This is a genomic window from Actinoallomurus sp. NPDC050550 (assembly GCF_040655075.1).
Lineage (GTDB): Bacteria > Actinomycetota > Actinomycetes > Streptosporangiales > Streptosporangiaceae > Actinoallomurus.
The window spans coordinates 48,516-69,334 of sequence record NZ_JBFAJC010000017.1 but is presented as its reverse complement, the minus strand read 5'-3'; the positions used below and the strand labels follow the sequence as shown (position 1 = coordinate 69,334).

Here is a 20,819-nt window from a genome sequence, read left to right as displayed (position 1 = left end):
TCGAGTCGGCAGGCCAAGGCTGCGGCGGTCTATACCCCGCCACGGCACAAGGCTCGGACGCGGCATCGCCCGCCATGGCACCGTGCTGCTGGATTCGTTTTCTTGCCGCTGGGACTGGCGATCATCATCCTCAACATCGTCACCGAGTTCACCGCCTTGGAACTGCTGCCGGGCGGCCACAGTCCGCTGTACCTCATCCTCGGCATCACTGTCAGCGGGTCGAGCCTGTGGTGGTTCGGCTGGCTGGACCGTCAAGGATGACCGCTCGGGAATCGCGGATGTGCCGGCCCTCACGGTCGACCGGCACATGCAGGCGGCAGGCGATTCAGCCGACCGGGCAGTGGCGCTCGAAGATCGCGACGACCGCGGGGTTGAGGGCCAGCCCCATCGGCAGAGCGAGAAGCAGAGCGATCCCCATGGCGTTGATCGCGCGGGCAGCACGACTCAACGGCTGGGCCGGGCGGAGAAGCCTGCGCACCCGGCCCAGCAGGGCGGTCCCACCGGCTCCCAGTGCGGCCGCCGGCACTGGGCCTACCGCAACGGAGACCAGCGCGGCGGCCACGACCGCTCGGTCGTGGTGACGTACGGCCGAATCATCGGCTATCAGTTCGATCAGCCGTGTGATCTCCAGCCCTGCGTCACGGAAGAGGCGGACTCGGGTAAAGGCTCTCGCGAGCGCGACGGCGATATTGCGTGCAAGATCGTGCCGTCCTCGCAGGTGGGCCTTCTCATGCTCCAAGACGGCGGACAGTTGAGCGTTGTCGAGTCGATCCAGCGCGCCCGTCGTGAGCACGATGCGTGAATGCCGACCAGGAATGCAGTAGGCGACCGGCACGGCATGCTCGACCACGACGACGCCCGCTTCCGAGACCGGTCGCGCGACCAGGGCGAGCGCACCAAGGTGAGCTCGTTTACTCCACCATGCTCGGGCGAGGCTCGCTACGACGTGACCGCCGGTCCACAGGACGAGTCCCGCCGAGCTGAGCAGGCCGGCGATCGCCCCCACGGGTTGTGACACCCCGGAGTAGTGGTCTCGCATGGCCCTGACGCAGTCGTCGAGAACATGGGTGAGGCCACCTGCGTCCCGGATCGCCGGCACGGCGAGAACCAGCCCGCCCAGGATCAACGAGATGAGCACCGAGGAAGTCGCGGCCTGCCACATCGCCAGCCCGAGCCGAGGCGCCCGGTCGACCCAGTCGGCCCTCTTCAATAGGCGTGGTCCCGCGATAAGGAGCGTCGCAGCGTAGGCCAGCAGCGCTACGGCCGCCGTCACGAGTCCTTCTCCGGGGACACGATCCGCATCGCCGCCTGCAGCGCCTGCGCTTCGTCGCTGGACAGCTCGGACAGGAAGTGGACGAACGCCGCGGCCTGGTTGTTACTCGTCGCCAGCGCCGAGCGCATCAGACGGGCCGTATAGGTTTCGCGACTGACCAACGGCTCGTACAGATGCCCCCGCCCCGCCTTCTCCCGCCGCAGCCACCCCTTCTTGTGCAGCTTGTCCATCACCGTCAGCACCGTGGTGTACGCGATGGTCCGGTCCTTCTGCAGGTCGTCGACGACATCCCGCACGGCGACCGGGCGGCCGTAGCGCCAGAGACGATCCATGATCGCTGCTTCCAGTTCACCGAACTGCCGAAGTGCCATCGCCTACCCCACGTTCCTGATTGCTATCGCACATAGTAGCCAGGCGGATGGTCACGGGGACGGCACCGACGTCACCTTCCTTCCATCGCCATATGGACGAGAGATGGTCTCGTCCCCGCACTCAGCGGCTGCTCGGCGCTCCCCTACCAAGTTCGAGCAGTCGCCAGGGACGGCCTTCCCCGGCACGGGAAACTGGGACACGACACTCATCTCCTACCGCGCATAGGACATGTGCCTTGGAAGCGCACACACGTGCCGCCGACGGCTCAGTTACAAAGGCCGGGACACACAGAAAGACGCATTGACGCGAGTTGCGGAAAATGTTCTTGCCGATCCGCCACCAGCCTCCCGGTCCCTGTGTGGCAAGCCGGCGGAACTTCGGGCCGAGGATCACCCGGTCGGCCGCGGAAAGCCCGCGGCCGAACATCATGTCCCCGACCACCAGACGCCCGCCCGGTCGCAACCATCGGCGCGCGCCGGCCACGAGCCTTCGCTTCGCCGCGTTGTCCACACGGTGGAGCGCGTAGTTCGAGACGATCAGGTCGAAGCTCTCCCACGGCATATAGAGCTCGGCGAGATCGATCGTCAGAGTGGTCACGTTCCGCAGTCCGCGTGCTGCAGCCTCCTCCTGAAGGCGGCGCATGAGACCCGAAGAGGCATCCACCGCGGTCAGGGCTTCGACTTGGGCCGCCAGCGGCAGGGCCAGGAATCCGAAGCCTGCGCCAAGATCGAGACATGTGTCCTCGATCCGCGGCTCCGCATGCCGGATGATCGCCTCTCGTACAACCTCGAGGGCCGGTGACGCTTCGGCCCGCTCAGCCCACGTCGTCCGGCGTCCGTCCCAGGCGCGCGTCGCCTTCCGGTTCACGAGGTGACTTCATATCTACTATCGAGCATAGTAGATATGTTAGCGGATGCGCCGACGATCTCCCGACCGAGTGTCCCCTGACCAGGTGCCCAAAGGATCCGTTCAGCCGACCACTACAGCGACTACTACCTCCTATGAATCATAGGAGGTAGTAGAAGTGAGATCGATGAGAGCGAGGACTCAGGTGTCCCGAGACTGCTGCACGCGACCGATCGCCATCCCATCGGTCGTCTTACTGACGGAGACTCGTCGAGCGTGGAAGACGCACGCTCGTAGCAACAGCAGACCCGCGATGTAGATCAGCACTCCGGCACCGATCTCGGCACCCGTGATCCCGCGTGTTCCGGCAGGAAGATAGAGCCGCTTGATCGCGGTGGTCCTGTCGCGGCTGCCGCGAACGACGGGTAGCCAGCCCTCGATCGTTCTGCCGTTCCGGATGAATTCCGAGTAGACGAACCATCGATCCCCACCCGGCAACGTCAGCCTCCGGTGAAGCGACACGAGCCGATAGCGGCAAGTGGCGCGGAGACGTCTTGCCGCCACGGCGAGCGACGACCCCGGCCGGAGCCAACTGCGTGCACCGACTCCGGGGCTCCACAGTGAGGCGGACGACACCATGCCCGTCGCTGACGGCGGTGAGTTCCGCGAAGGCGATCCCAGTGCCCTGCCCAGGATCACGGGCCCGGCGCCGTGCCGATCACGATGCCGGCAAGGGCCGCGATGACCACGGCAGGCCCCACCCGGCGCGCGGAGTCTCAACTCAACAAGCCCCACACCGCACCATTCACACTCGGTAAGTCGTCGATCGGCAAGCAGGGCTACTTCGGCCCCACATCCCCGCCCGGACACGGCCCGCACCGGTACGTATTCCAGATTTTCGCACTCGACCACGCCTCAGGACTGGCAGCCGCCCCGACCAAGAAGCGCGTGCTGCAAGCAATCCAAGGCCATGTCATCGCCCGCGGCCGCCTGACCGGAATCTACGAACGCTGAACCCGCTCCGACCACCAATTCCGATCCCCGGACCGGAACCGATGATCCTCGTCGCAAACCGCACAGCCGTTCCGAGATCGTGCGTGCGAGGTGCGCGACGCCGTGTCACGGTATGTCGCGATCTGATCACCGACGGCGCGTCGAGGCTCGGGAGTCCTGGGCCTACACTGGCGGCAACGATCTTGTGGAGATGCTCATGCGTAAGAATGAACAGACGCCCTTGGAGAAGTGCCGTCGCGCGTTCCAGATCGCCGAGACCGAAATCGGTGTACTGCGCGTTGAGGTCGGGCGGCTCGAAGGGATCTTGGCAGATCCGGCGCATTGAAGCGCCGCCGAGGTCGCCGGTCTGCGTCTGCAGAAGATCACGCGCCTGCTGGAGGACCTCGATGACGCGCGCGCTGAGCTGGTGTTCCTTTGCGAGTTGCAAGAGCTGGCCGACTACACCCTGGTAGCCGAGTTCCGGGCGAACCTGGAGGCGTTGACCGCCCGGCTTGACGGCCTCCGCCGCCAGATCCCCGGCGAGTTCGATGAACGAGAGGCCATCCTGACCATCGAAGCCAAGTCCTACGAGGGCATGTGCTGGGGAAGGGACCTGCTGTTCAGGTACATGGAGCAGGCCGAGCGCCATGGGCGGCGAGTGCAGATCTACTCCATGTCGGAATCCTTGGACTTCGATCTGTCGGTAACAATGCGGATCGGCGGACTCAACGCGTTCGGATGGCTGAAGGGTGAGCGGGCTTTGCACCGTCTCGACCGTGAGGGCGACCGCCCGGCTATGGACGCACGGGTCGAGGTGCTCGCCGTTGCCGTGTCCTACGACGAGATCTACGTCGACGAAGACGAGGTGGAAATCATCGAGCAGCGCGAGTGTTCCTCGTGCGGCGGGCCGCGCCCAGATCATGTCCTTGCCGTGCGGCTCAGGCATCTGAGCACAGAAACCAACGTGCGGTGCAGCGGGCAAGGGGCGACGCATCGTAACCGGACAGGTGCCTGGACCTGGCTCCACGCGCGCCTACTTCACCTCCGGCGAGCCTCCGATGAGAAGGCACCGCCGCCGGTCAGGCACTACAACTCGCGCTCTCCCGAGATCATCTAATGTGGGCCACAGCCCACCTCCTCCTCTCGCGGCTCGCGCCCCGCGCCTATCCGTGCACGCGGCCGATCTCGAAGTCCTCGAAGTCGACGGTGGCCTCATCGTGGCTCCCATCGTTCGGGTAGGTCACGAGGAGTCCGGATCGGCCCCCATCCGGATCAATGCGAGCGGTGGAGGCGTCGGCGGTGGCGAGGGGCCACGTGCCTTGGCGATCAGGAACGGGAGGGCCATAGCCGCCCCGAGCAGGAGGGCGGAGACCAGCCTGATGATTTCCAGCACCAGGATCTGGCCGAGTCTCGTGATCACCGCGTCGTGGGCCACGAGTCCGAGCGCGAACGCCATGACGGTGGTGATCGCGCCGCCGGTGAGGAAGGCCGCGACCACAGGGCCGGGCGATCCGCCCGATGTCGCGGCTTGGGGCGGCGGGGGGAAAGCCGAAGGTTGAGACATAGCTGTCTATTTAACAGGCCCCCTGATGATAGCGTCACGGCCGGGTGATCGCGTCGGCGACAGTACCGGCGGAGGCGTCGCACAGCAACACCCTCCGTTTTCAGTGGCCACCTACCGCCAGCCCACTGGCCATCCACCACCAGCCACCGTTGGCCACCTATCACCACTCAACCTGGCCACCTACCCCCAGAACAAAGACCACCTACCATGGCGCGCAGCACTCTGTACGGGCGCGCGTATCTTGAAGGTCTCGTCAGCTGGTGGCGGTCCGCCAGGACTTCGGGCGGGGGATTCCGCGCTGGTCGAGGAAGTCCTGGAAGGCGGTGGGCGGCCGGGATGAGTGTGCTTCGTCGGCCGGCGACGATCCGCTGAGGCGCTCAATGTTCGCGGCGATGGCGGTGAGCACATGCTGCAAGTGGGCTTTGGGCTGTCCTCGATAGCGGCAGCGGCGCATGCCGTGTCCGTGGGCAAGCTCGTTGACGGTGCTCTCCACTCCGGAGCGAACTGCGCAGCGGGCCTTCCAAGCGGGCGTCTGCTGTTCGGCGCGGACGCGGACTTGCAGGTCACGGAGTTCTCGTGGAGGGAAGCCCACGTTCCGGGCGCTTTCCCGGGAGGTGGTGCACTGAGTGCGGACCGGGCAAGGCCGGCACTGCGCCTTAGTGAACCGCGCCACGATCAGCGGAGCCGCGGTGGGCGAGGAGGTCGGGTAGGGCCGTGCCAGCCTGCGCTGACCTGGCCCTGAGGGCAGGTCACCTGCGGCCGGTCGAAGTCGATGTGGAAGTCATCCCGGCCGAAGCCGTCGTTCTTGCGGTGCTGGCGGGTGGGGTTGGCCGGCAGCGGCCCGGCGACCGTGACCTGGTGCTGGCGGGCGGCGTGCTCGAGGTGGACCAAGAAGGAGGTGTAGCCGCCGTCGACCAGGTGCTCGGCGGGCAGCAGACCGCGGCGGGAGAGCCGGGTGTGGATGCCGGGCAGGGCCTGGGCGTCGTCCGTGGTGGCCGACGTGGTCGCCACATCCGTGATCACGTTGACACCGTCGCGGGTGCACGTCTCAGTGACGTGTGCGAGGAATCCCCTCCAGCGGGTGATCTGGCCGCGGCGGGCGTAGCGGGCAGTTACGTCGTAGGGCGAGACGATCGCCACCGACGAGGGAGGCAGTCCGCCGTCCTCCTCGGTTCGCCAGCGCAGGCGGCCCGCCGCGTCGCGGTGGTAGTTCTGCACCACGATCTGCCGCAGAGCCTCGCCTGGGGAGCGAGTACCCGACCTCCGCCGTTCCGGTGCACATGCTCCAGCCGCCGGCAGGCGTCATCACCAGTGGCGAGAATCCTGGTCTTCGGCCGGGTGGGTTTCTTACCCAGCCGGACCGGACGGCCGTAGCGGCGCCCCCACTCCTCGTCGACCAACTCGCCCAGCATCTGCGGGGCGGTCCTGGCGAGCTCCTCCAACGCCGCTGCCCGTTCCGGGCTGGTCGACATCGCCGGTGACCGACCTCGCGTTGATCGTGCCCGCTCACCGGGACATGATTAGCACCCACGTCGCCTAAAATACGTTCATGTCTGTTTGACTTCCTGGTGAGGTGAGTTCGCTTGACAGCACGGGGGCGCAAAACGATCGGGGCGACGCTGGCCGTTCTCATCGGGATCGGACTGCTCGCCGCGGCGAGCTGGGGCGAGGCGGCCTGGATGATCCACATGTACTGGAACGGACGCCGATACACCGAGGCGCTGCGACAGGCACATGTGATCAAGGCCGGTGACAATAGATACGCCGGAATTCCCGAGCTGACACGCGGCCTGTTCGAGACGAGCCCGCTCGTCATCATCCTCGGTCTGTGCTGGTGGGGAGCGATCAGGGCAACGGCCCCAGCTGTGATCGACGCCATCGGTAGCGCTCACCGCGCGCGTCGGCGGTCCGCCCACGCCAGGAACCGCACCGCAAACCAACGACGGAGACGCCGCAGGTGAAGGCCATCGCCTCGAGGCCGTCGGCTCCACCGGCACCCCGCTCCAAGAGTGGGCAAATCCAAAAACCAAGCGGTCGTGGCGACCCGCGAGGAACGCATCCCAACGCCTGCCGCGCCCGGCCGGCGCCGCTCAGAGGTCGCCAGGGTTGTAGGCCAGACGCTCCAGGACAGGTGCCCACACTGGGGCTGGCAAGCCCGCCGCTGGGAGCGGGGTTTGCTCACTCGGCCGTGTGACTCCGGGCCATCCCTGGACGAGGGCGCCGTGCCGGGATGATCAGCGGCGCGCAGTCGATCTTGAGGATACGCATACGATCAATCCACCCAGCGCAATATGTACGCGTGCCGCCCCGGTAGGCGGCCCACGAACCGATAAACGAACCTCCGGTCCTCGGCTTCGACCCGCAGGACGTCACCCACCCTCACGCTCCCGCTGGCCTTGCCACTCGGGCGGAATATGTAGTCACCTATCGTCCAGAGGTCCAAGACGATCACTGGGTCCGCGCGCTCAATCGTTGTCCATGTGTCCATATGGTCAGCGTCGGGCTCGTGAAGTCGCAAAATGAGCTCACCAGGGTCACGACCGTCGATGGCGCCCTTGAAATCACAGGCACTTCCAACGTGAAGGAGATCCGCATCGCCTGGTCTGTCACTACTGGCGAAAGGACCAAAGCCCCGGACAATCAGCTGATGCTCAGACAGGTCCATGTCATTCCTCCTGGATTCTTGCTGGCGAACCCGAAGCGATCTACATTCGCCACCCGACCGTACTTGGGACACCCAACCCGCCGTCGGCTGGCTCACCAACCAAGGTCCAACCAACGCCGCACTCGCAGCAGTGGATTCGGGTGCGGCGGGCTTAGCCTGATCCCTCGTATGGGCAATTCCCTGCCACGAAGCGGAGAGACGAACTTCGGCCCACCTGCGCACCGCACGGCTCCAGGCACTCATCTGGTCCTCGCCGACCACAGATGAACCGGATTCCAATGGCCGCGCGCCATGCGTGCCACGCCGAAGGAGTCTCATGCCGAACCCCACCCGCGCTGGTGCCTTCAGCGGCGAGAGCGTGCGAGCATCTCGGAGAATGCGGATAACCCCTGGACTCCACAGATGAGCGTTGACCGAATGATCGGTGGTCAGCGGTCAGTGCGCGGGCGTGGCCAAGTCCCAGTCGAGCTCCCAGACCCGTGCGCCGTCGATGATGCTCCAGGACAGTATCCGCCGCGCGTCTGTGGCGAGGACGATGTCTTCGATCGGGTGCAGGTGCGAGCCTATCGTCCCAAGACACGCGCCAGTGGCGATGCTCCAGGCCCGGAGCTTGAAGTCGCGGCCTGCGGTCAGTGCGAAGTGCCCGTCGGCGGTGAACCTGATGTGGGACGGGATGTGCCCCGGCACTACCTCGAACGTGCGCAACTGTTCGCCCGTGGCGACGTCCCATAGTTGGATGGCGCTTTCGATGTTGCCGGTGAGGAGCAGGGCGCCGTTCGAGCTGAGGGCCACGGCGGTCCAGTCCACGCGCGGACGCTTCATGTCGCGCAGCAGGTTGAAGAACATTCCTTCCTGTCCTGGCTGGGCAGGCCCGGGTGGCGGGCCGGGGGCGTCGAGTCTGAGCACGGTCTCGCCGGTGGCCAGGTCCATCACCTGCACGGTGTGCAGCAGGCCGTCGGCCGTGGCGCCCAAAGGCACGGGGCCGGCCCAGGCGGCGCTGTCGAGGTGGATGTCGCACTCGGCGAGAAGGGTGCCATCGCGCAGGTCCCAGTGCTCGGTGCGACCGTCGTAGCCGCCGATCAGTGCGTGGTCCGCGTCGATGGCGAAGCGGACTGAGCGCAGGCCGCGCTGCCCCTCGAGGACAAACCTTCGGCATTCGCCGCTGTGTACCGACCACAGCAGGATCCTGTCTTGCTCGGTGGCGAGCAGTCGAGTGCCGTCGTGGCACAGGCTCAGTAGCACCGGGTGGTTCCCGTACGGCCGCACGCTGAAGCTGCGCAGCGTGCTGCCGTTCTCCACGTCCTGGACAAGGACTGTTCCGTCCTGGCGAGCCACAGCCGCGGTTCGACCGTCAGCCGAGAGGTCGGCCGCCTGGATCCGTCCCTGGGCGAGGTCGGTCCCAGGCCAACTGGCGCGCAGGCCGGTGCGGGCCGTGTGCCGGGTGAGTGTGCGCCAGGCAGCCAGCAGCCGCGGATCGCGTTCGTGGCCCTCGATCGCCCGAGCGCGGCGGAGCAGGTCGTGTGCCTGCGCGAACCGGCCGTCGCCCAGAGCCGCCTCCACCTCGCCGAGCAACTCCTCTGCCCGCGTAGCGAGCTTCGTCAGTTCGGCGTGTGGGCGCGGCCGGCTCAGCCAGGGCTGCGCGCGGCGAGTGACCCTGTCCGCAGCCGGGTCGGATGCGGCCGGCAGAGTCCAGTGACGTGCTGCGCCGTCATGGCTGATGGTCAAGGCGTGCAGTGCGTCGTTCCCGGCGTCGTCGGGCAGGCACTCGCCATCACCGTTGCCACGTTCGCGCTCTCGGTCGAACCGCGTTGCTGCCACGAATCCCGCGTCGTCGAACCCGGAGAAGGTGCGCAGGCAGCGGCCGTCGCGCGCGTCCCAGTAGCGCAGGGTCCCGTCAGACCCGGCGGACAGCACGTGCCGCCCGTAGTTGCTCACCGCCAAGGCCCACGCACCGCCGCGGTGTCCCTCGAGGAGGCGTCCGCGGCGCGTCACCAGCAAGTCCCAGAGGTGGACTCGCCCGTTCACGTAGCCGGAGGTGACGGCGAACTGCCCGTTCCGGCTGAGCTGGACCACACCGGGCCCCATCCCGCCGGGCGCGGGCGGACTCACCCAGGAGCGGTCGGTGCCCGGCATCCACACCCGCAGCACGCCCTCGACGGCGAAGACGACGTGGTCCCCGTCGGGAGTCATGTCGAGCGCCGCACCGTGGCCTGAACCGGCGTCGTACAGCTCGGAGTGGCCGTGGACCTCATCCCAGAGTTCTGCCTTACCGTCCAGCGCCCAGACCACGAACCGCAGGTCGGAGCTGATCCGCACCGTGCCGTAGTACAGCGGCGGGACGAGCAGCGCGCCGGAGAAACCGCGTTCGCGATAAGTGAGCTCGCGCACCATGCGGCAGTTCCCAAGGTCCCACAGGCGAATAGTGTCCCCGCATACCGACGCCCCGTAGCGCCCGTCCGGGGTGATGTCCACAGCGTGCACCGGCAACCGGCTGTCCGCGTGGATCGCTGTGCGGCACTCGCCGGTCTCCAGGTCCCAAACGCGCAGCACCCCGTCCTCGCCGCCGGTGATGGCCGACTGCACATCGGCGGCGATGCGCACCGGCGGCCCGACCGAACTCGCAGCCCGCCAGCCGATTCCCGGCTTCGCGACGCACCCGGTCTCAGCTCCGGTACCGGCCTGCGCGGCACGAAGCAGCGCCCGGATATCCTCGACAGGCCGCTCGATGGACGGTTCCTGTGCTTGAGTCTGCGCCTGTCCCTGGGCTGAGTCCGCGAGCAGGGCGCGGGCCGAGGTCGTGTCGCCGCGTTCCATCTGCACCTGTGCGAGCAGGTACCTGGCCTCCCATGTATCGGCGCCGCTGCGGATCGTCTCCAGCGAATCGAGAAGTTCCTCGTCGGTCACCTCACCGCGCCGCCACCGGCGCAGACCGGCGTTGTAGGCGACCGCCAGATTTCGGGGGTCGGCCGCGGCCGCCTGCGCGAAGGCGGCGTCAGCCTCCTGATCCCGGCCGAGATCGAGCAGCGAGAGAGCCCGGTTGTTGAGCCCGTCCGCGCGCAGGTCGGCGGCCACCGGCTCGGGCCGCCGATACCGGCACCCGGTCGCCGCCAGGTACGCCTGCGCGAGCTCGGACGCCACCGCGGCCATCGAGGCCGGCCGCGCCGCGGGATCGGCGTGAAGGCAGCGCGCGAGCAGGTCGGCGACGGCCTGAGGCAGCGGCGGAAGAGCGGGATCGATGACGGGCCACGATCGCAGCAGGCCAAGCGCCTCGCCCGCAGCCGACCCGGTCTGCCAGAACACGGCGCCGGCGAACAGTTCCAGCACCAGGACCGCGAAGCTGTACACGTCGCCGCGCCGACCCACCGGCTGGCCGGCGGCCTGCTCCGGCGAGGCGTACGCGGGCGTCAGACCGCCCCCGCCGGGCCCGAGCAGACTGGTGCCCGGCGCGGCATCCAGCGGGGCTTGCCGTGTCTGGTCTTTGACCCGGGCCAGGCCGAAGTCGGTCAGTTTCGCCGTGCCGTCCGCGTCCATCAGCACGTTGGCCGGCTTCACGTCCCGGTGCACCACGCCCTGCTGGTGCGCGTGCTCGAGACCCCACGCCACCTGGATCGCCACGTCGAGCACCCGGCCAAGCGCCTCGGGCGGACCGCCGGCATAGAGTCGGCGGCCGGATCCGGCGACCCACTCGAGCAGGCTGCCGCCGGAAACGAATTCGGCGAACACCCGCGGGACGCCGTCCACGGTCCGCACATAGTGGCAGGTGCACACGTGCGGATGCAGGCCAAGCGAAACCCAGGTCTCGGCCTCGGTCACGAACTGCGCCCGCAGCCGCTCTGCCTGGAACAGAGCGGGAAGTGGGCTCTTGACCGCGAGATCGGTGCGCCAGTCCAAGTGCCGGACGCGGTGCACCACCCCCATCCCACCGCGCCCGAGCTCCTCCATGAGCTCATAGCGCCCCTCCACAACAGCGCCGACGCGCCACTCGGCTCCAGTCGCCTCGCTCACAAACCCCTCCACTCCACCACCTGCCGCGCACAACCGCGATGCCGAGCGTGCGGTCGAGTGGTTCGCGGTGGCATCCTCCGATCCAGCGCTCCATGATCGCGTTCATGCGCTGCGCACGCACGGCGCTGCGCACGGACTCGATCCCCGCGTCCGTGAGCGCCGCCTCGAACGTGCGCGAGCCAGTGGCGGTCGGAGCCCATAGCTTTAGCGTCCGAGATGGGAAGCAGCGCGCATCCGTTGGAGGAGAACGTGGAAGACGAAGTAGCTGGGGCGGGAATTCCGTGAGCGGCATGGTGTGGGGTGATATCCACACCCCCGTCAGCGGCCCGGCCGGCGCCGTGGCGCGCAACTGTGCCAGCTCCTCATAGCTGTAACTGCCGCGATCGTCGAGCCCTCGGAAGAGGCCGCAGGTGACATCGGAGGTGCTGGAGAATCCGATCTCAACATAGGTCAAGCCTGCTTTCGCAGGTCCTCAAGCATGACCGTCGCGGCCCTTGCGGTGAGGTCGCGGTATGTCATGCCCCTGCCCTTGAACGCGCCCAGCACGTTGAATCGGATCTTCGCGACGACCTCACCGGACGCGTTCTCGAGACGGAAATTGATGGTCCTGCCCTCCGAACGGTCGATCTCCACGACGTATTCGGCGCGACGCGCCCGGAGACCGGTCACCGCGCGAATCCACCGCGTGAGCGGCCCGCCGCTGGCCACCGTGTACCGGCCCTCCCAGAGCGTGCCCATGTGCGGCGAGTCGGGCCGCTCGAGAAGGTGGGCCGGTTCCGCCTCGTCCAGCCGCCGTAGCATTTCCAGGTGCTCCCGCGAGTGGTGGTTGTAACCGGGCATCAGCCTGACCTACAGCGTTTCCTCATGGCTGTTCCCCTTACTTTGGTTCCGTCGGTGTTGGGAATCTACCCGCGCGGGTCGGGGACCGGTCCCGGTCGCTTGACCTTATCGGGAAGCGACACAAACGCGGACGACGCTTCGGCATCGACGTGGTCGCCTATCGATCGGCCAACCAGTGCGGCCTGATCAGCCTGACTGGAACCGTGGTCTCGCCCAGGGCAGGCAAGCCCTGGCGGGAAAAGCTGAATACCGGCGGTGAACGGCGTCGGTGAGCCGTGTGCCGGAGAACGGCATGCACGGTTCGATGCGGCGGGAGCTGGAAACGGAGCGAACGCGACCACGGGCACCGGGGAGAGCACAGCCGACCGGGAAACCGGCGGAAGACAGGCCCCAGGCTCTACCGTCCACCAAGATCGCCACCGCGCCAGCTCCCGACCCTACCGCCAACCGCTGTTCCTGGGCCGGGTAGCGACGTACGCGATCGCGTCGTCATGCAACTCCGAGCGGCCCAATACTGGACGTACACACCCGGCCGCGTCCTGGAAACCCGCGAACTACCAACGCCACTCAGGGGAAAGTCGCCCTCCCCCCGCAGAACCGACCCGCCACAGCCAACTTGCGCCGATACCGCCATCTATCTGGGAAGACGCCTCAGATGGCGGCTGGCGGTAGCTCCCTTACCGACAGGCCATTTCCGGCCAGGAGAAGGCGTTCAACCCGCAGGGCCTCTGCCAGCGGCTCGCCTACCTGCTAATCGCGGCAGGCTGGATCTTGGCCACGACGGTGGTCGCTGGAATCACCCGAGCCGTCAACCGTCAGTAGTTCCGCCACCAGGCGCTGCCACAGTAGGCGTCATGCTCTCCAGGTCAGCCGTCTTCGTCGGTGAGCAGAACGGCGGGCGTGATCTCGACGGCGATCGTGTGCCCGGGATAGTGACGCGCTCGCCAGGCGCAGACTGCGACGTCGTAGCCGTTGTCGGCAAGATAGGCCAGATCGGCGAGGGTTCCTCTGTCAGTTCGTACGGTTCAGCGACATAGCGCCAGCGTCCGTCCTCCAGCCTTAGCCGATAGGCGTGATCCGCCCAGGCCGCCGGTCTTTGCGCCTCCGAGAGCCCGTGTCGGCGTCGTAGACGCACCGCCGACCCTTGTTGCTCATGCCCCATCCACGATCCGTGCCGGACAGAGGCGGTGATGTGTGACAGGGACAGGGACAGGGAGGCGTGACGTCGGCGTCCGGGTCGGTCAGCTCAGCCACGCGATGCTGTTGGCCCATGGACTGGAGCATCTCACGTTCGGTCCAGGTGCCAAGGGCATCGGTTGGTCCAGCTCCGTGGCGGTCGGGCCGCGTCTTGGAGACTGCAGGATCTTCACCTGGCGACCGCCGCGTTGGCCGCTGTCGGCAAGGAGCCTGGCGCCGCAGGACCTCTGTAGCGGCATCGGAGGAGCGTCCGTCACAGCGCTCCGTCCCCAATGCGTTCCCAAGTCCTTGGAAACAACAAAAGCGGGGGCCTCCGTGAGACTCCCGCCGAGGTCAGGCACTTGCTGGGGTACCAGGACTCGAACCTAGACTAACTGAACCAGAATCCGTCGGGCAGCACCGGCTGTTCCACGTCGGCGAGGTCCCGCTCGTTGAGCTGGGTCCAGGACCCGGCGTCGCCGACGGGCTCGGGCGTACCGGCCGAGTTCTCCGACCCGCCGCAAGCGTCCTGGTTGACGGCGGCTATACACCCTGGCGCGGATCGATCGGTGTCACGCGCCCGTTCACGACGGTCGCCACCGGGACGATGTACGAGGCGGGCGCCCGTTCGTCACCGCCGGCGTCACGGTAGACGCGCTCCGGAGGGGTGGTGTGCGTCAGGCGGAACACCGTCGCGTGCCGTACGGTGCCGTCGCTGTCGATCCAGGGCTCGGGGGTCCGCAGGATGCGACGCGGCCGCTCCGTCACCGCCGCGATCACGGACTCGATCGGAAGGCCGCAGCTCAGCAGTTTGGTCATGGTCGTGGGAAGGTCGTACACGAGCCCGCTGATATTGCGTACGTGGACGTCGGTGCTGATGGTGTGCGGCGGGAATCCGGCCGCGATCGCCCGGCTCGCGACCGCGAAGCTGAAGCTCGCGGCCCCATGGCCGACGTCGAGCAGCACCCCCCGGTCCAGCGCCCTCGCCAACGCCGACTCGGGTCGGCCGTCCGGCCGCCAGGGGTTGCCGGTCTTGTCGTGGTAGCAGTGGGTGATCACGTCGCCGTCGTCGAGCAGGTCGAGCACGTGCTCGATCAACGGTGGCGGCTCTCCGATGTGGACGAGCAGCGGGAGCCCGGCCTCCCGAGCGACCAGCCGACCGAGCTGCAGGGGCTGCAGTCCCATCGCTCCGACGATCAGCCCGCTGGAGCGTACCTTGACGCCGCAGACGATGTCGCGGTGCCGGTCGATCGCCGCGAGCGTGGCGTCGACGTCGATGTTCCGGATGTCGGCGGTCTCCCGCATGTGCACCAGACCGTAAGAGCCGATGTTCACCCAGGCCCGCACGCGTACGTCGGCGGCCGGAATGACGTACTTCGCCAATCCGTCCAGTGTCTCGGCGCCCGCGCTGCCGGCGTCCGCGACCAGGTGCACCCCGGTGGACAGGCCGACGTCGTCCGGCGGTACGCCGATGGTCGTCATGCCGTCATAGACGTGCGTGTGCAGGTCGACCCAGCCGGGGCTCACGCACAGCTCGCCCGGCGGTCGCTCATCCGGTGACAGCGACATGGTGCCGTCGGTGCGAGACTCCAGCCGGCACGTGCGTGCGGCACCGGAGTCGATGACGCGCAGCGGCTCGCCGAGGATCATGACGCGGACCTCCCCGCCAGACAGGCCGTGACGGCCGCGTTGTGGAACACCCGTCGTAGTCGGGTGATGGCGTCGGAGGTACGGACCGGGTGGACGCGGTTGGTGAGCAGGACGACGAACACGTCGAGCTCCGGGTCGACCCACAGGCTGGTGCCGGTGAAGCCGGTGTGCCCGTACGCCGCGGGGGTGAGCAGGTCGCCGCCGCTGCAGTGGTGTGGGTCGCGGCCCTGCCAGGCCAGCGACCTGCGTAGGGGCAGGTGGTCGGTGCGGGGTTCGGTCATCACCGCGAGCGTGCGTTCGCCGAGGACTCGCCCGCGCCGTCCGCGGCCGCCCCGGCACAGGGTCTCGCCGAGCGCGGCCAGGTCGGGTAGTGCGCCGAAGAGACCCGCGTGGCCGGCGATGCCGCCGAGGACCTCGGCGTTCTCGTCGTGGACGGTGCCTTGGACGACTCGGCCCCGCCACGGGCACTCCTCGGTGGCCGCCGCGCGCCGGCGGTGCGTCTTCGGCAGGAGGTACCGCGTCGTGGCCATGCCGGCGGGTTCGGTGACGCGCTCACGTACTAGGACGTCGAGCGGTGTCCCTGCGGCGCGCTCGGCGATCAGGCCGAGCAGGATGAAACCGGCCGAGCTGTACTCCACGGCGGTGCCGGGAGGGCAGCGTAGCGGCAGACGGCCCAGCGCGGCCAGGAGTTCCTCGCGGATGCCGTGGCGGCGCCACAACGGCTCTTGCCCCGGTAGGCCGGAGGTGTGGGTGAGGAGCTGGAAGACGGTCAGCTCGGCCTTGTCCGTGCCGGCGTACTCCGGCAGGTGTGCGGCGACCGGGTCGTCCAGGGTCAGCTCGCCGGACTCGACCAGTGCCATGACGGCGAGCCCGACGATGGGCTTGGTCACCGATGCCAGATCCCACAGGGTGTCCTCGCGTACCGGGTCGCCGCCCCACGACAGGGTGCCGAGAGTGCCGCTCGCGGCCGTGCCCGTGCTGCCGCCGTACGCCCAGGCCGCGCCCGAGAACGTGCGCTCGCGCAGTGCGCGGGCGAGATGGGTTTCGGGGGTCATGTGTCGCTCCGCCGCCCCAGCGCCGAGGAGATGCGGTCGGCCGCCGTCACCACGAGCGGTCCGAGCACCCCAAGGTCGTCGTCGTCCAGCGTGTAGGTCAGCGCCGACACGCTGGCCGCGCCGATGGGAGTGCCCTGCCGGTCGCACACGACGGCGCCGACGCAGCGGACGTCCCGCTCGTTCTCTTCGTCGTCGACCGCGTAGCCGCGCCGGCGTACGGCGGCCAGTTCCTCGAAGAGGCGCTCCGGCTCGACGATCGTCGCGGGAGTGTGCCGGATCAGCGGCGACGTCGCGGCGATGATCGCCCGTACCTCCTCCTCGGGCAGCGATGCCAGCAGTGCCTTGCCGATGGCCGTGCAGTGCAGGGCCACTTGCATGCCGACGCGTGAGGACATCTCGTACGGCTGCCGGCCCGCGGCCTTCGCGAGGTAGACCGCGACCGTGCCGCTGCGCACGGCGAAGTGCGCGTTGTGCCCGGTCTGCCGCTGCAGGTTCTCCAGGATGGGTTTGGCCACGGCCCCCAGGTCACGGTCGGCCAGCGCCGAGCCGGCGAGGGCGAGCAGCGCGGGGCCGGACGCGTACGCGCCGTCGCCTCTGGTGACCGCGTAACCCTCCGCGGTGAGGATCTGCAGGATCCGGTGCGCGGTCGCCTTGTTGATGCCGGTCCGTTCGGCGATGTCGGCCAGCCGCCGGGGCTGGTCCGGGCTCGAGAGAGCGCGCAGCACGGCAAGCGTCTTCTCAACCGAGTTCATGACTGCACCTAACAAACGTAAAGGGTTGACCCGGAATGGTGCGATGCGCGATATTCAACCATACGAGATGCCGTTCCACAATACGAAACGCAGATGAGCGCGACGCCCCGTCCTCGCCCTTTCCTCGTTGTCACCCAGGGCGCGGGCCGCGGGGCGGGAGGAGGGAACCCTCACGTGACCGAGCGCACCATGATGGGCCGCCGGGACCTGCTCAGGTTCGGCGGCCTCACCGTCGCCGGACTGTCGATGCCAGGCCTGCTCTCCGCGTGCAAGGCCGGGTCCAACCCCGCCGCCAAGGCCGGTAAGGAGCTGCGGGTCGCCCAGGCCGTCGACGCGACGACGCTGGATCCGCAAAAGCAGGGCGACCTGCCCTCGATGAACGTCCTCATCAACATCTTCGACACGCTGACCGTGCACGATGTCGACGACAGGCTCGTCGGCGGCCTCGCCGAGCGCTGGGAAACGGTGTCACCCACGACCTGGCGCTTCCACCTGCGCAACGGTGTGACCTTCCACAACGGTGAGCCGTGCGACGCGAACGCCGTGAAGTACAGCATCGAGCGCCTCATCGACCCGGCCACCAAGTCGCCCATCGTCGAGCTGCGTCTCGTCACCAAGGTCAACGTCGTCGACGCCCACACGGTGGAGGTGCTGACCAGCCGGCCGGACCCGATCCTGCCCGCGAAGATGTCGCTGTTCGGCGGCGTCATCGTGCCGCCGGGCTACATCAAGGGCCAGGGCGACGCCGCGTTCGCCGCCAAGCCGGTGGGCACCGGCCCGTTCGTCTTCCAGTCCTGGCAGCGCGACGGCCAGATCGTGCTGACCGCCAACCCGAAGTACTGGGGCGGCAGGCCGGCCTTCGACAAGCTGACCATCAAGGTGATGCCCGACCCGGCCGCGTCCCTGGCCGCGCTCCAGTCCGGCGAGCTCGACATCGTCTCCGGCCTGACGCCCGACGCGGCGCAGCAGCTGAACGGCACGCCCGACATGAAGGTCGTCACCGCGCCGGGCATCCGCACGTTCTTCGTCTCCCTCGACACGCTGAGTGGCGGGCCGCTGGCCAAGAAGGAGGTGCGGCAGGCGCTGAACCACGCGCTGGACGTGCCGACCTTGATCAAGTCGGTGCTCAACGGGGCCGCGCAGCAGGAGTCGACGCTCATTCCGCACCAGTCATTCGGCTTCGATCCCTCGACGCAGCCCTTCGCCTACGACCTGGCCAAGGCCAAGAATCTGCTCGCCCAGGCCGGCTACCCCTCCGGCTTCACCGTCAAGCTGACGGCCTCCTCGGCCGACAAGGACATGGTGCAGGCCATCTCCGGCCAGCTGCAGAAGGTCGGCGTCAAGGCGGACGTGTCGCTCATGGACGCCGCGACGTTCAAGCAGCGACTGCTGTCCTCCAACAAGCAGGCCCTCGGCCCGATGTACTTCGCCGGCAACACCGGCTGGACCCTGGACGCCGAGAGCAACCTGCAGTCCTTCATCCGGCACGACCGCCGCCAGAGCCGCTGGAACAACGCCGCGGCGGACACGCTCATCGACACCGAGGAGAACTCCATCGACCAGGCCAAACGCAAGGAGGCGTTCACCAAGCTCCAACAGCTGATGATCGACGAGGCGCCGTTCCTGTACCTGTACCAGATCAGCAATCTGTACGCGATCAACGATCGGGTGCAGTGGAAGACGAACTCCGTCGGGACTCTGGCGCTGGCAGGCGCCAAGCTCGTATGAGCGCCGACCTGACGGCACGCCCGATGCGGCGCCTGCCGCGCGTGTCGATCGGCGACCGCGCTCTGTGGTCGTTCGTCGGCCGTCGGATCGGCCATGCGGTCCTGGTGCTGTTCTGCGTCGCGACGGTGTCGTTCTTCCTGGTCAGGCTCGCCGGTGACCCCGTACGGCAGATGCTTCCACCCGACGCCACGGCCGCTCAGGAACGCGCGCTGCGAACCGCACTCGGGCTGAACCGGCCGCTGGCGGGCCAGTACGTCTCCTATATGACCGGCCTGCTCCACCTCGACCTCGGGCAGTCGTTGTTCTTCCATCGCCCGGCGTTCGACGTGATCGCCGAGCGACTGCCCGCCACGGCCCAGTTGGCGGGCGGTGCCCTCGTCGTCGCGCTGGTGGGGGCGATCCCGGCGGGAATCGTCTCCGCGCTGCGGCGCGGGACGGCCACCGACACCTCCGTGATGGCGGTCGTCCTGGTGGGCCAGTCGACGCCGGCGTTCTGGTTCGGGATCCTGCTCATCCTGGTCTTCTCCGTGAACCTGCAGGTACTGCCGGCCTCTGGCATGGGCGACCTGTCCCATCTCGTACTGCCCGCGGTCACGCTCGGGCTGTACTCGATGGCGATGATCGCGCGACTGCTGAGGTCGTCGCTGGTCGACGTGCTGGGCGAGGACTACATCCGTACGGCACGGGCCAAGGGACTGTCCGGCCTGCAGGTCGTGATGTCGCACGGCCTGCGGAACGCCTCCCTGCCGGTGATCACGGTGGTGGGCCTGGAGATCGGAAGCCTGCTCGGCGGCGCGATCCTCACCGAGCAGGTGTTCTCCTGGCCCGGCGTCGGGCGGCTCACGATCGAGGCCATAACCTACCGCGACTACCCGCTGATGCAGGCGAGCGTGCTCTTCCTGGCATCGGTGTTCGTCGTGGTGAACCTCGTCGTCGACCTCTCGTATGCCGTTCTGGACCCTCGAGTGAGGCTGAGCTGATGGAGGACGCCACCGCCAAGGCCCGGCCCGCGTCGACCTCGATGCTGTCCGGTGTACGGCGGGCGCTGCGCCGCAACCACGCCGCCAAGGTCGCGCTCGGTGTTCTGGCACTGGTCGTGGTGGTCGGCGTCTTCGCGCCGCTGATCGCACCCCACGACCCGAACGCCCAGCACCTGGAGCTCAAACTGCGCCCGCCGTTCTGGTCGGCCGGGCATCAGTCCGGATACCTGCTCGGCACCGACAAGCTCGGCCGCGACGTGCTGAGCCGGATCATCTACGGCGCGCGGATCTCGCTGCTGGTCGGCGTCGCGGCGACGCTGTTGTCCGGTGTCGTCGGGACGGCGGTCGGTGTGCTCAGCGGCTACTACCGCGGCTGGCGCGAGCAGGTGTTCATGCGCCTGGCCGACATCCAGCTCGCCTTTCCCACGATCCTGCTCGCCCTCGCGATCATCGCCGTGGTCCAGCCCGGCGTCTGGATCCTGATCACCGTGCTCGGCCTGACCGGCTGGGTGTCATACGCCCGCGTCGTACGCGCGGAGGTCCTGTCGCTGCGCTCACGGGAATTCGTCGTGGCGGCGCGCGCGATCGGCGACAGCGACTGGCAGATCATGGTCCGTCACCTGTTGCCGAACCTCACCGCACCGCTGATGACCATCGGCACCCTCCAGGTGGCGGCGATGATCGTCGCCGAGGCGTCGCTCAGCTATCTGGGCCTCGGTGTACCACCGTCCATACCGACCTGGGGAGGCATGCTCGCCGACGGCCAGCTCTATCTGCGCAGCGCCTGGTGGATTGCGGTGTTCAGCGGCGTTGCGATCATGCTCACGACATTGGCGATCAACGTAACCGGCGACATGCTCCGCGACGTCGCCGACCCGAAGGCGTACAAGAATTGACGTCCTCCCCCGCCTGCACAGGCG

The 20,819-nt window shown here is 68.0% G+C and carries 19 protein-coding genes and 1 pseudogene; 8 read left to right on the top strand and 12 right to left on the bottom strand.

Features of this window, described 5'->3' with window-relative positions; genetic code table 11:
• Positions 1-102: 102 nt before the first annotated feature.
• The gene (locus tag AB0I04_RS23750; RefSeq protein WP_360888121.1) at positions 103-261 is read left to right on the top strand and encodes a hypothetical protein; all 159 of its coding nucleotides are present in this window, start codon (positions 103-105) and stop codon (positions 259-261) included.
• A 64-nt stretch (positions 262-325) separates the two neighbouring features.
• Here the strand turns inward: AB0I04_RS23750 and AB0I04_RS23745 are convergent, their stop codons facing one another.
• The 3 genes from AB0I04_RS23745 to AB0I04_RS23735 form a co-directional block, all read right to left on the bottom strand.
• Positions 326-1,273, bottom strand: a complete 948-nt coding sequence (locus AB0I04_RS23745) for a M56 family metallopeptidase (protein ID WP_360888118.1) — start codon at positions 1,271-1,273, stop codon at positions 326-328.
• Entirely contained in the window at positions 1,270-1,644 is a 375-nt protein-coding gene (locus tag AB0I04_RS23740; RefSeq protein WP_360888115.1) for a BlaI/MecI/CopY family transcriptional regulator, read from the bottom strand. The genes AB0I04_RS23745 and AB0I04_RS23740 overlap by 4 nt, the downstream gene beginning before the upstream one ends.
• 121 nt (positions 1,645-1,765) lie before the next feature.
• Positions 1,766-2,512 carry a class I SAM-dependent methyltransferase gene (locus AB0I04_RS23735; protein ID WP_360888112.1) on the bottom strand — a complete coding sequence of 249 codons (747 nt, stop codon included), beginning with the start codon at positions 2,510-2,512 and terminating at the stop codon, positions 1,766-1,768.
• A 690-nt stretch (positions 2,513-3,202) separates the two neighbouring features.
• Between AB0I04_RS23735 and AB0I04_RS23730 the strand changes: the two genes are divergently transcribed.
• The 3 genes from AB0I04_RS23730 to AB0I04_RS23720 all read left to right on the top strand — a co-directional run bounded on the left by AB0I04_RS23730 (position 3,203) and on the right by AB0I04_RS23720 (position 4,601).
• Positions 3,203-3,505 (top strand): YbhB/YbcL family Raf kinase inhibitor-like protein, encoded by a 303-nt coding sequence (locus tag AB0I04_RS23730; protein ID WP_360888109.1) that lies wholly within the window; start codon positions 3,203-3,205, stop codon positions 3,503-3,505.
• Positions 3,506-3,701: 196 nt separating this feature from the next.
• The gene (locus AB0I04_RS23725; RefSeq protein ID WP_360888106.1) at positions 3,702-3,830 is read left to right on the top strand and encodes a hypothetical protein; all 129 of its coding nucleotides are present in this window, start codon (positions 3,702-3,704) and stop codon (positions 3,828-3,830) included.
• 21 nt (positions 3,831-3,851) lie between these two features.
• Complete coding sequence (locus AB0I04_RS23720) at positions 3,852-4,601, top strand: PCRF domain-containing protein (protein WP_360888391.1); 750 nt, start codon at positions 3,852-3,854, stop codon at positions 4,599-4,601.
• Positions 4,602-4,724: 123 nt separating this feature from the next.
• Here the strand turns inward: AB0I04_RS23720 and AB0I04_RS23715 are convergent, their stop codons facing one another.
• From AB0I04_RS23715 to AB0I04_RS23705, 3 genes are all read right to left on the bottom strand, one after another.
• On the bottom strand, positions 4,725-4,982 hold the full coding sequence (locus AB0I04_RS23715; protein WP_360888103.1) for a hypothetical protein: 258 nt from the start codon (positions 4,980-4,982) through the stop codon (positions 4,725-4,727).
• 319 nt (positions 4,983-5,301) lie between these two features.
• Positions 5,302-5,721, bottom strand: coding sequence for a transposase (locus AB0I04_RS23710; RefSeq protein WP_360888100.1), 420 nt, complete (start codon positions 5,719-5,721; stop codon positions 5,302-5,304).
• A 2-nt stretch (positions 5,722-5,723) separates the two neighbouring features.
• Positions 5,724-6,269 carry a hypothetical protein gene (locus AB0I04_RS23705; protein ID WP_360888097.1) on the bottom strand — a complete coding sequence of 182 codons (546 nt, stop codon included), beginning with the start codon at positions 6,267-6,269 and terminating at the stop codon, positions 5,724-5,726.
• 362 nt (positions 6,270-6,631) lie between these two features.
• On the opposite strand from AB0I04_RS23705, the gene AB0I04_RS23700 reads away from it, so the two are divergent.
• Positions 6,632-7,009: a hypothetical protein gene (locus AB0I04_RS23700; RefSeq protein WP_360888095.1), complete on the top strand. Its 378-nt coding sequence runs from the start codon at positions 6,632-6,634 to the stop codon at positions 7,007-7,009.
• Between the two features lie 1,139 nt (positions 7,010-8,148).
• Here the strand turns inward: AB0I04_RS23700 and AB0I04_RS23695 are convergent.
• The 6 genes and pseudogenes from AB0I04_RS23695 to AB0I04_RS23670 all read right to left on the bottom strand — a co-directional run bounded on the left by AB0I04_RS23695 (position 8,149) and on the right by AB0I04_RS23670 (position 17,191).
• Positions 8,149-11,718 carry a serine/threonine-protein kinase gene (locus tag AB0I04_RS23695; protein WP_360888092.1) on the bottom strand — a complete coding sequence of 1,190 codons (3,570 nt, stop codon included), beginning with the start codon at positions 11,716-11,718 and terminating at the stop codon, positions 8,149-8,151.
• A 450-nt stretch (positions 11,719-12,168) separates the two neighbouring features.
• Complete coding sequence (locus AB0I04_RS23690) at positions 12,169-12,558, bottom strand: hypothetical protein (protein ID WP_360888089.1); 390 nt, start codon at positions 12,556-12,558, stop codon at positions 12,169-12,171.
• Between the two features lie 1,573 nt (positions 12,559-14,131).
• Positions 14,132-14,227: pseudogene (locus AB0I04_RS23685) on the bottom strand (GNAT family N-acetyltransferase); the annotation flags it as partial.
• A gap of 50 nt (positions 14,228-14,277) precedes the next feature.
• Positions 14,278-15,384 (bottom strand): amidohydrolase/deacetylase family metallohydrolase, encoded by a 1,107-nt coding sequence (locus AB0I04_RS23680; RefSeq protein ID WP_360888087.1) that lies wholly within the window; start codon positions 15,382-15,384, stop codon positions 14,278-14,280.
• The gene (locus tag AB0I04_RS23675; protein ID WP_360888084.1) at positions 15,381-16,439 is read right to left on the bottom strand and encodes a serine hydrolase domain-containing protein; all 1,059 of its coding nucleotides are present in this window, start codon (positions 16,437-16,439) and stop codon (positions 15,381-15,383) included. Before AB0I04_RS23675 ends, AB0I04_RS23680 begins: the two co-directional genes overlap by 4 nt.
• Positions 16,436-17,191: an IclR family transcriptional regulator gene (locus tag AB0I04_RS23670; RefSeq protein ID WP_360888082.1), complete on the bottom strand. Its 756-nt coding sequence runs from the start codon at positions 17,189-17,191 to the stop codon at positions 16,436-16,438. The genes AB0I04_RS23675 and AB0I04_RS23670 overlap by 4 nt, the downstream gene beginning before the upstream one ends.
• A gap of 174 nt (positions 17,192-17,365) precedes the next feature.
• Here AB0I04_RS23670 and AB0I04_RS23665 point away from each other — a divergent pair, with 174 nt between their 5' ends.
• From AB0I04_RS23665 to AB0I04_RS23655, 3 genes are read left to right on the top strand one after another with little or no spacing between them, the layout of a single operon-like run.
• The gene (locus tag AB0I04_RS23665) at positions 17,366-18,919 is read left to right on the top strand and encodes an ABC transporter substrate-binding protein (RefSeq protein ID WP_360888079.1); all 1,554 of its coding nucleotides are present in this window, start codon (positions 17,366-17,368) and stop codon (positions 18,917-18,919) included.
• Positions 18,916-19,899 (top strand): ABC transporter permease, encoded by a 984-nt coding sequence (locus AB0I04_RS23660; RefSeq protein ID WP_360888076.1) that lies wholly within the window; start codon positions 18,916-18,918, stop codon positions 19,897-19,899. The genes AB0I04_RS23665 and AB0I04_RS23660 overlap by 4 nt, the downstream gene beginning before the upstream one ends.
• Positions 19,899-20,795 (top strand): ABC transporter permease, encoded by an 897-nt coding sequence (locus AB0I04_RS23655; RefSeq protein WP_360888074.1) that lies wholly within the window; start codon positions 19,899-19,901, stop codon positions 20,793-20,795. The genes AB0I04_RS23660 and AB0I04_RS23655 overlap by 1 nt, the downstream gene beginning before the upstream one ends.
• Positions 20,796-20,819 lie beyond the last annotated feature (24 nt).

Coding starts and splice junctions, on each gene's coding strand:
- AB0I04_RS23690 (WP_360888089.1), bottom strand. CDS start 12,558: ATGCCCGGTTACAACCACCACTCGCGGGAGCACCTGGAAATGCTACGG.
- AB0I04_RS23675 (WP_360888084.1), bottom strand. CDS start 16,439: ATGACCCCCGAAACCCATCTCGCCCGCGCACTGCGCGAGCGCACGTTC.
- AB0I04_RS23680 (WP_360888087.1), bottom strand. CDS start 15,384: ATGATCCTCGGCGAGCCGCTGCGCGTCATCGACTCCGGTGCCGCACGC.
- AB0I04_RS23660 (WP_360888076.1), top strand. CDS start 18,916: ATGAGCGCCGACCTGACGGCACGCCCGATGCGGCGCCTGCCGCGCGTG.
- AB0I04_RS23725 (WP_360888106.1), top strand. CDS start 3,702: ATGCGTAAGAATGAACAGACGCCCTTGGAGAAGTGCCGTCGCGCGTTC.
- AB0I04_RS23670 (WP_360888082.1), bottom strand. CDS start 17,191: ATGAACTCGGTTGAGAAGACGCTTGCCGTGCTGCGCGCTCTCTCGAGC.
- AB0I04_RS23655 (WP_360888074.1), top strand. CDS start 19,899: ATGGAGGACGCCACCGCCAAGGCCCGGCCCGCGTCGACCTCGATGCTG.
- AB0I04_RS23740 (WP_360888115.1), bottom strand. CDS start 1,644: ATGGCACTTCGGCAGTTCGGTGAACTGGAAGCAGCGATCATGGATCGT.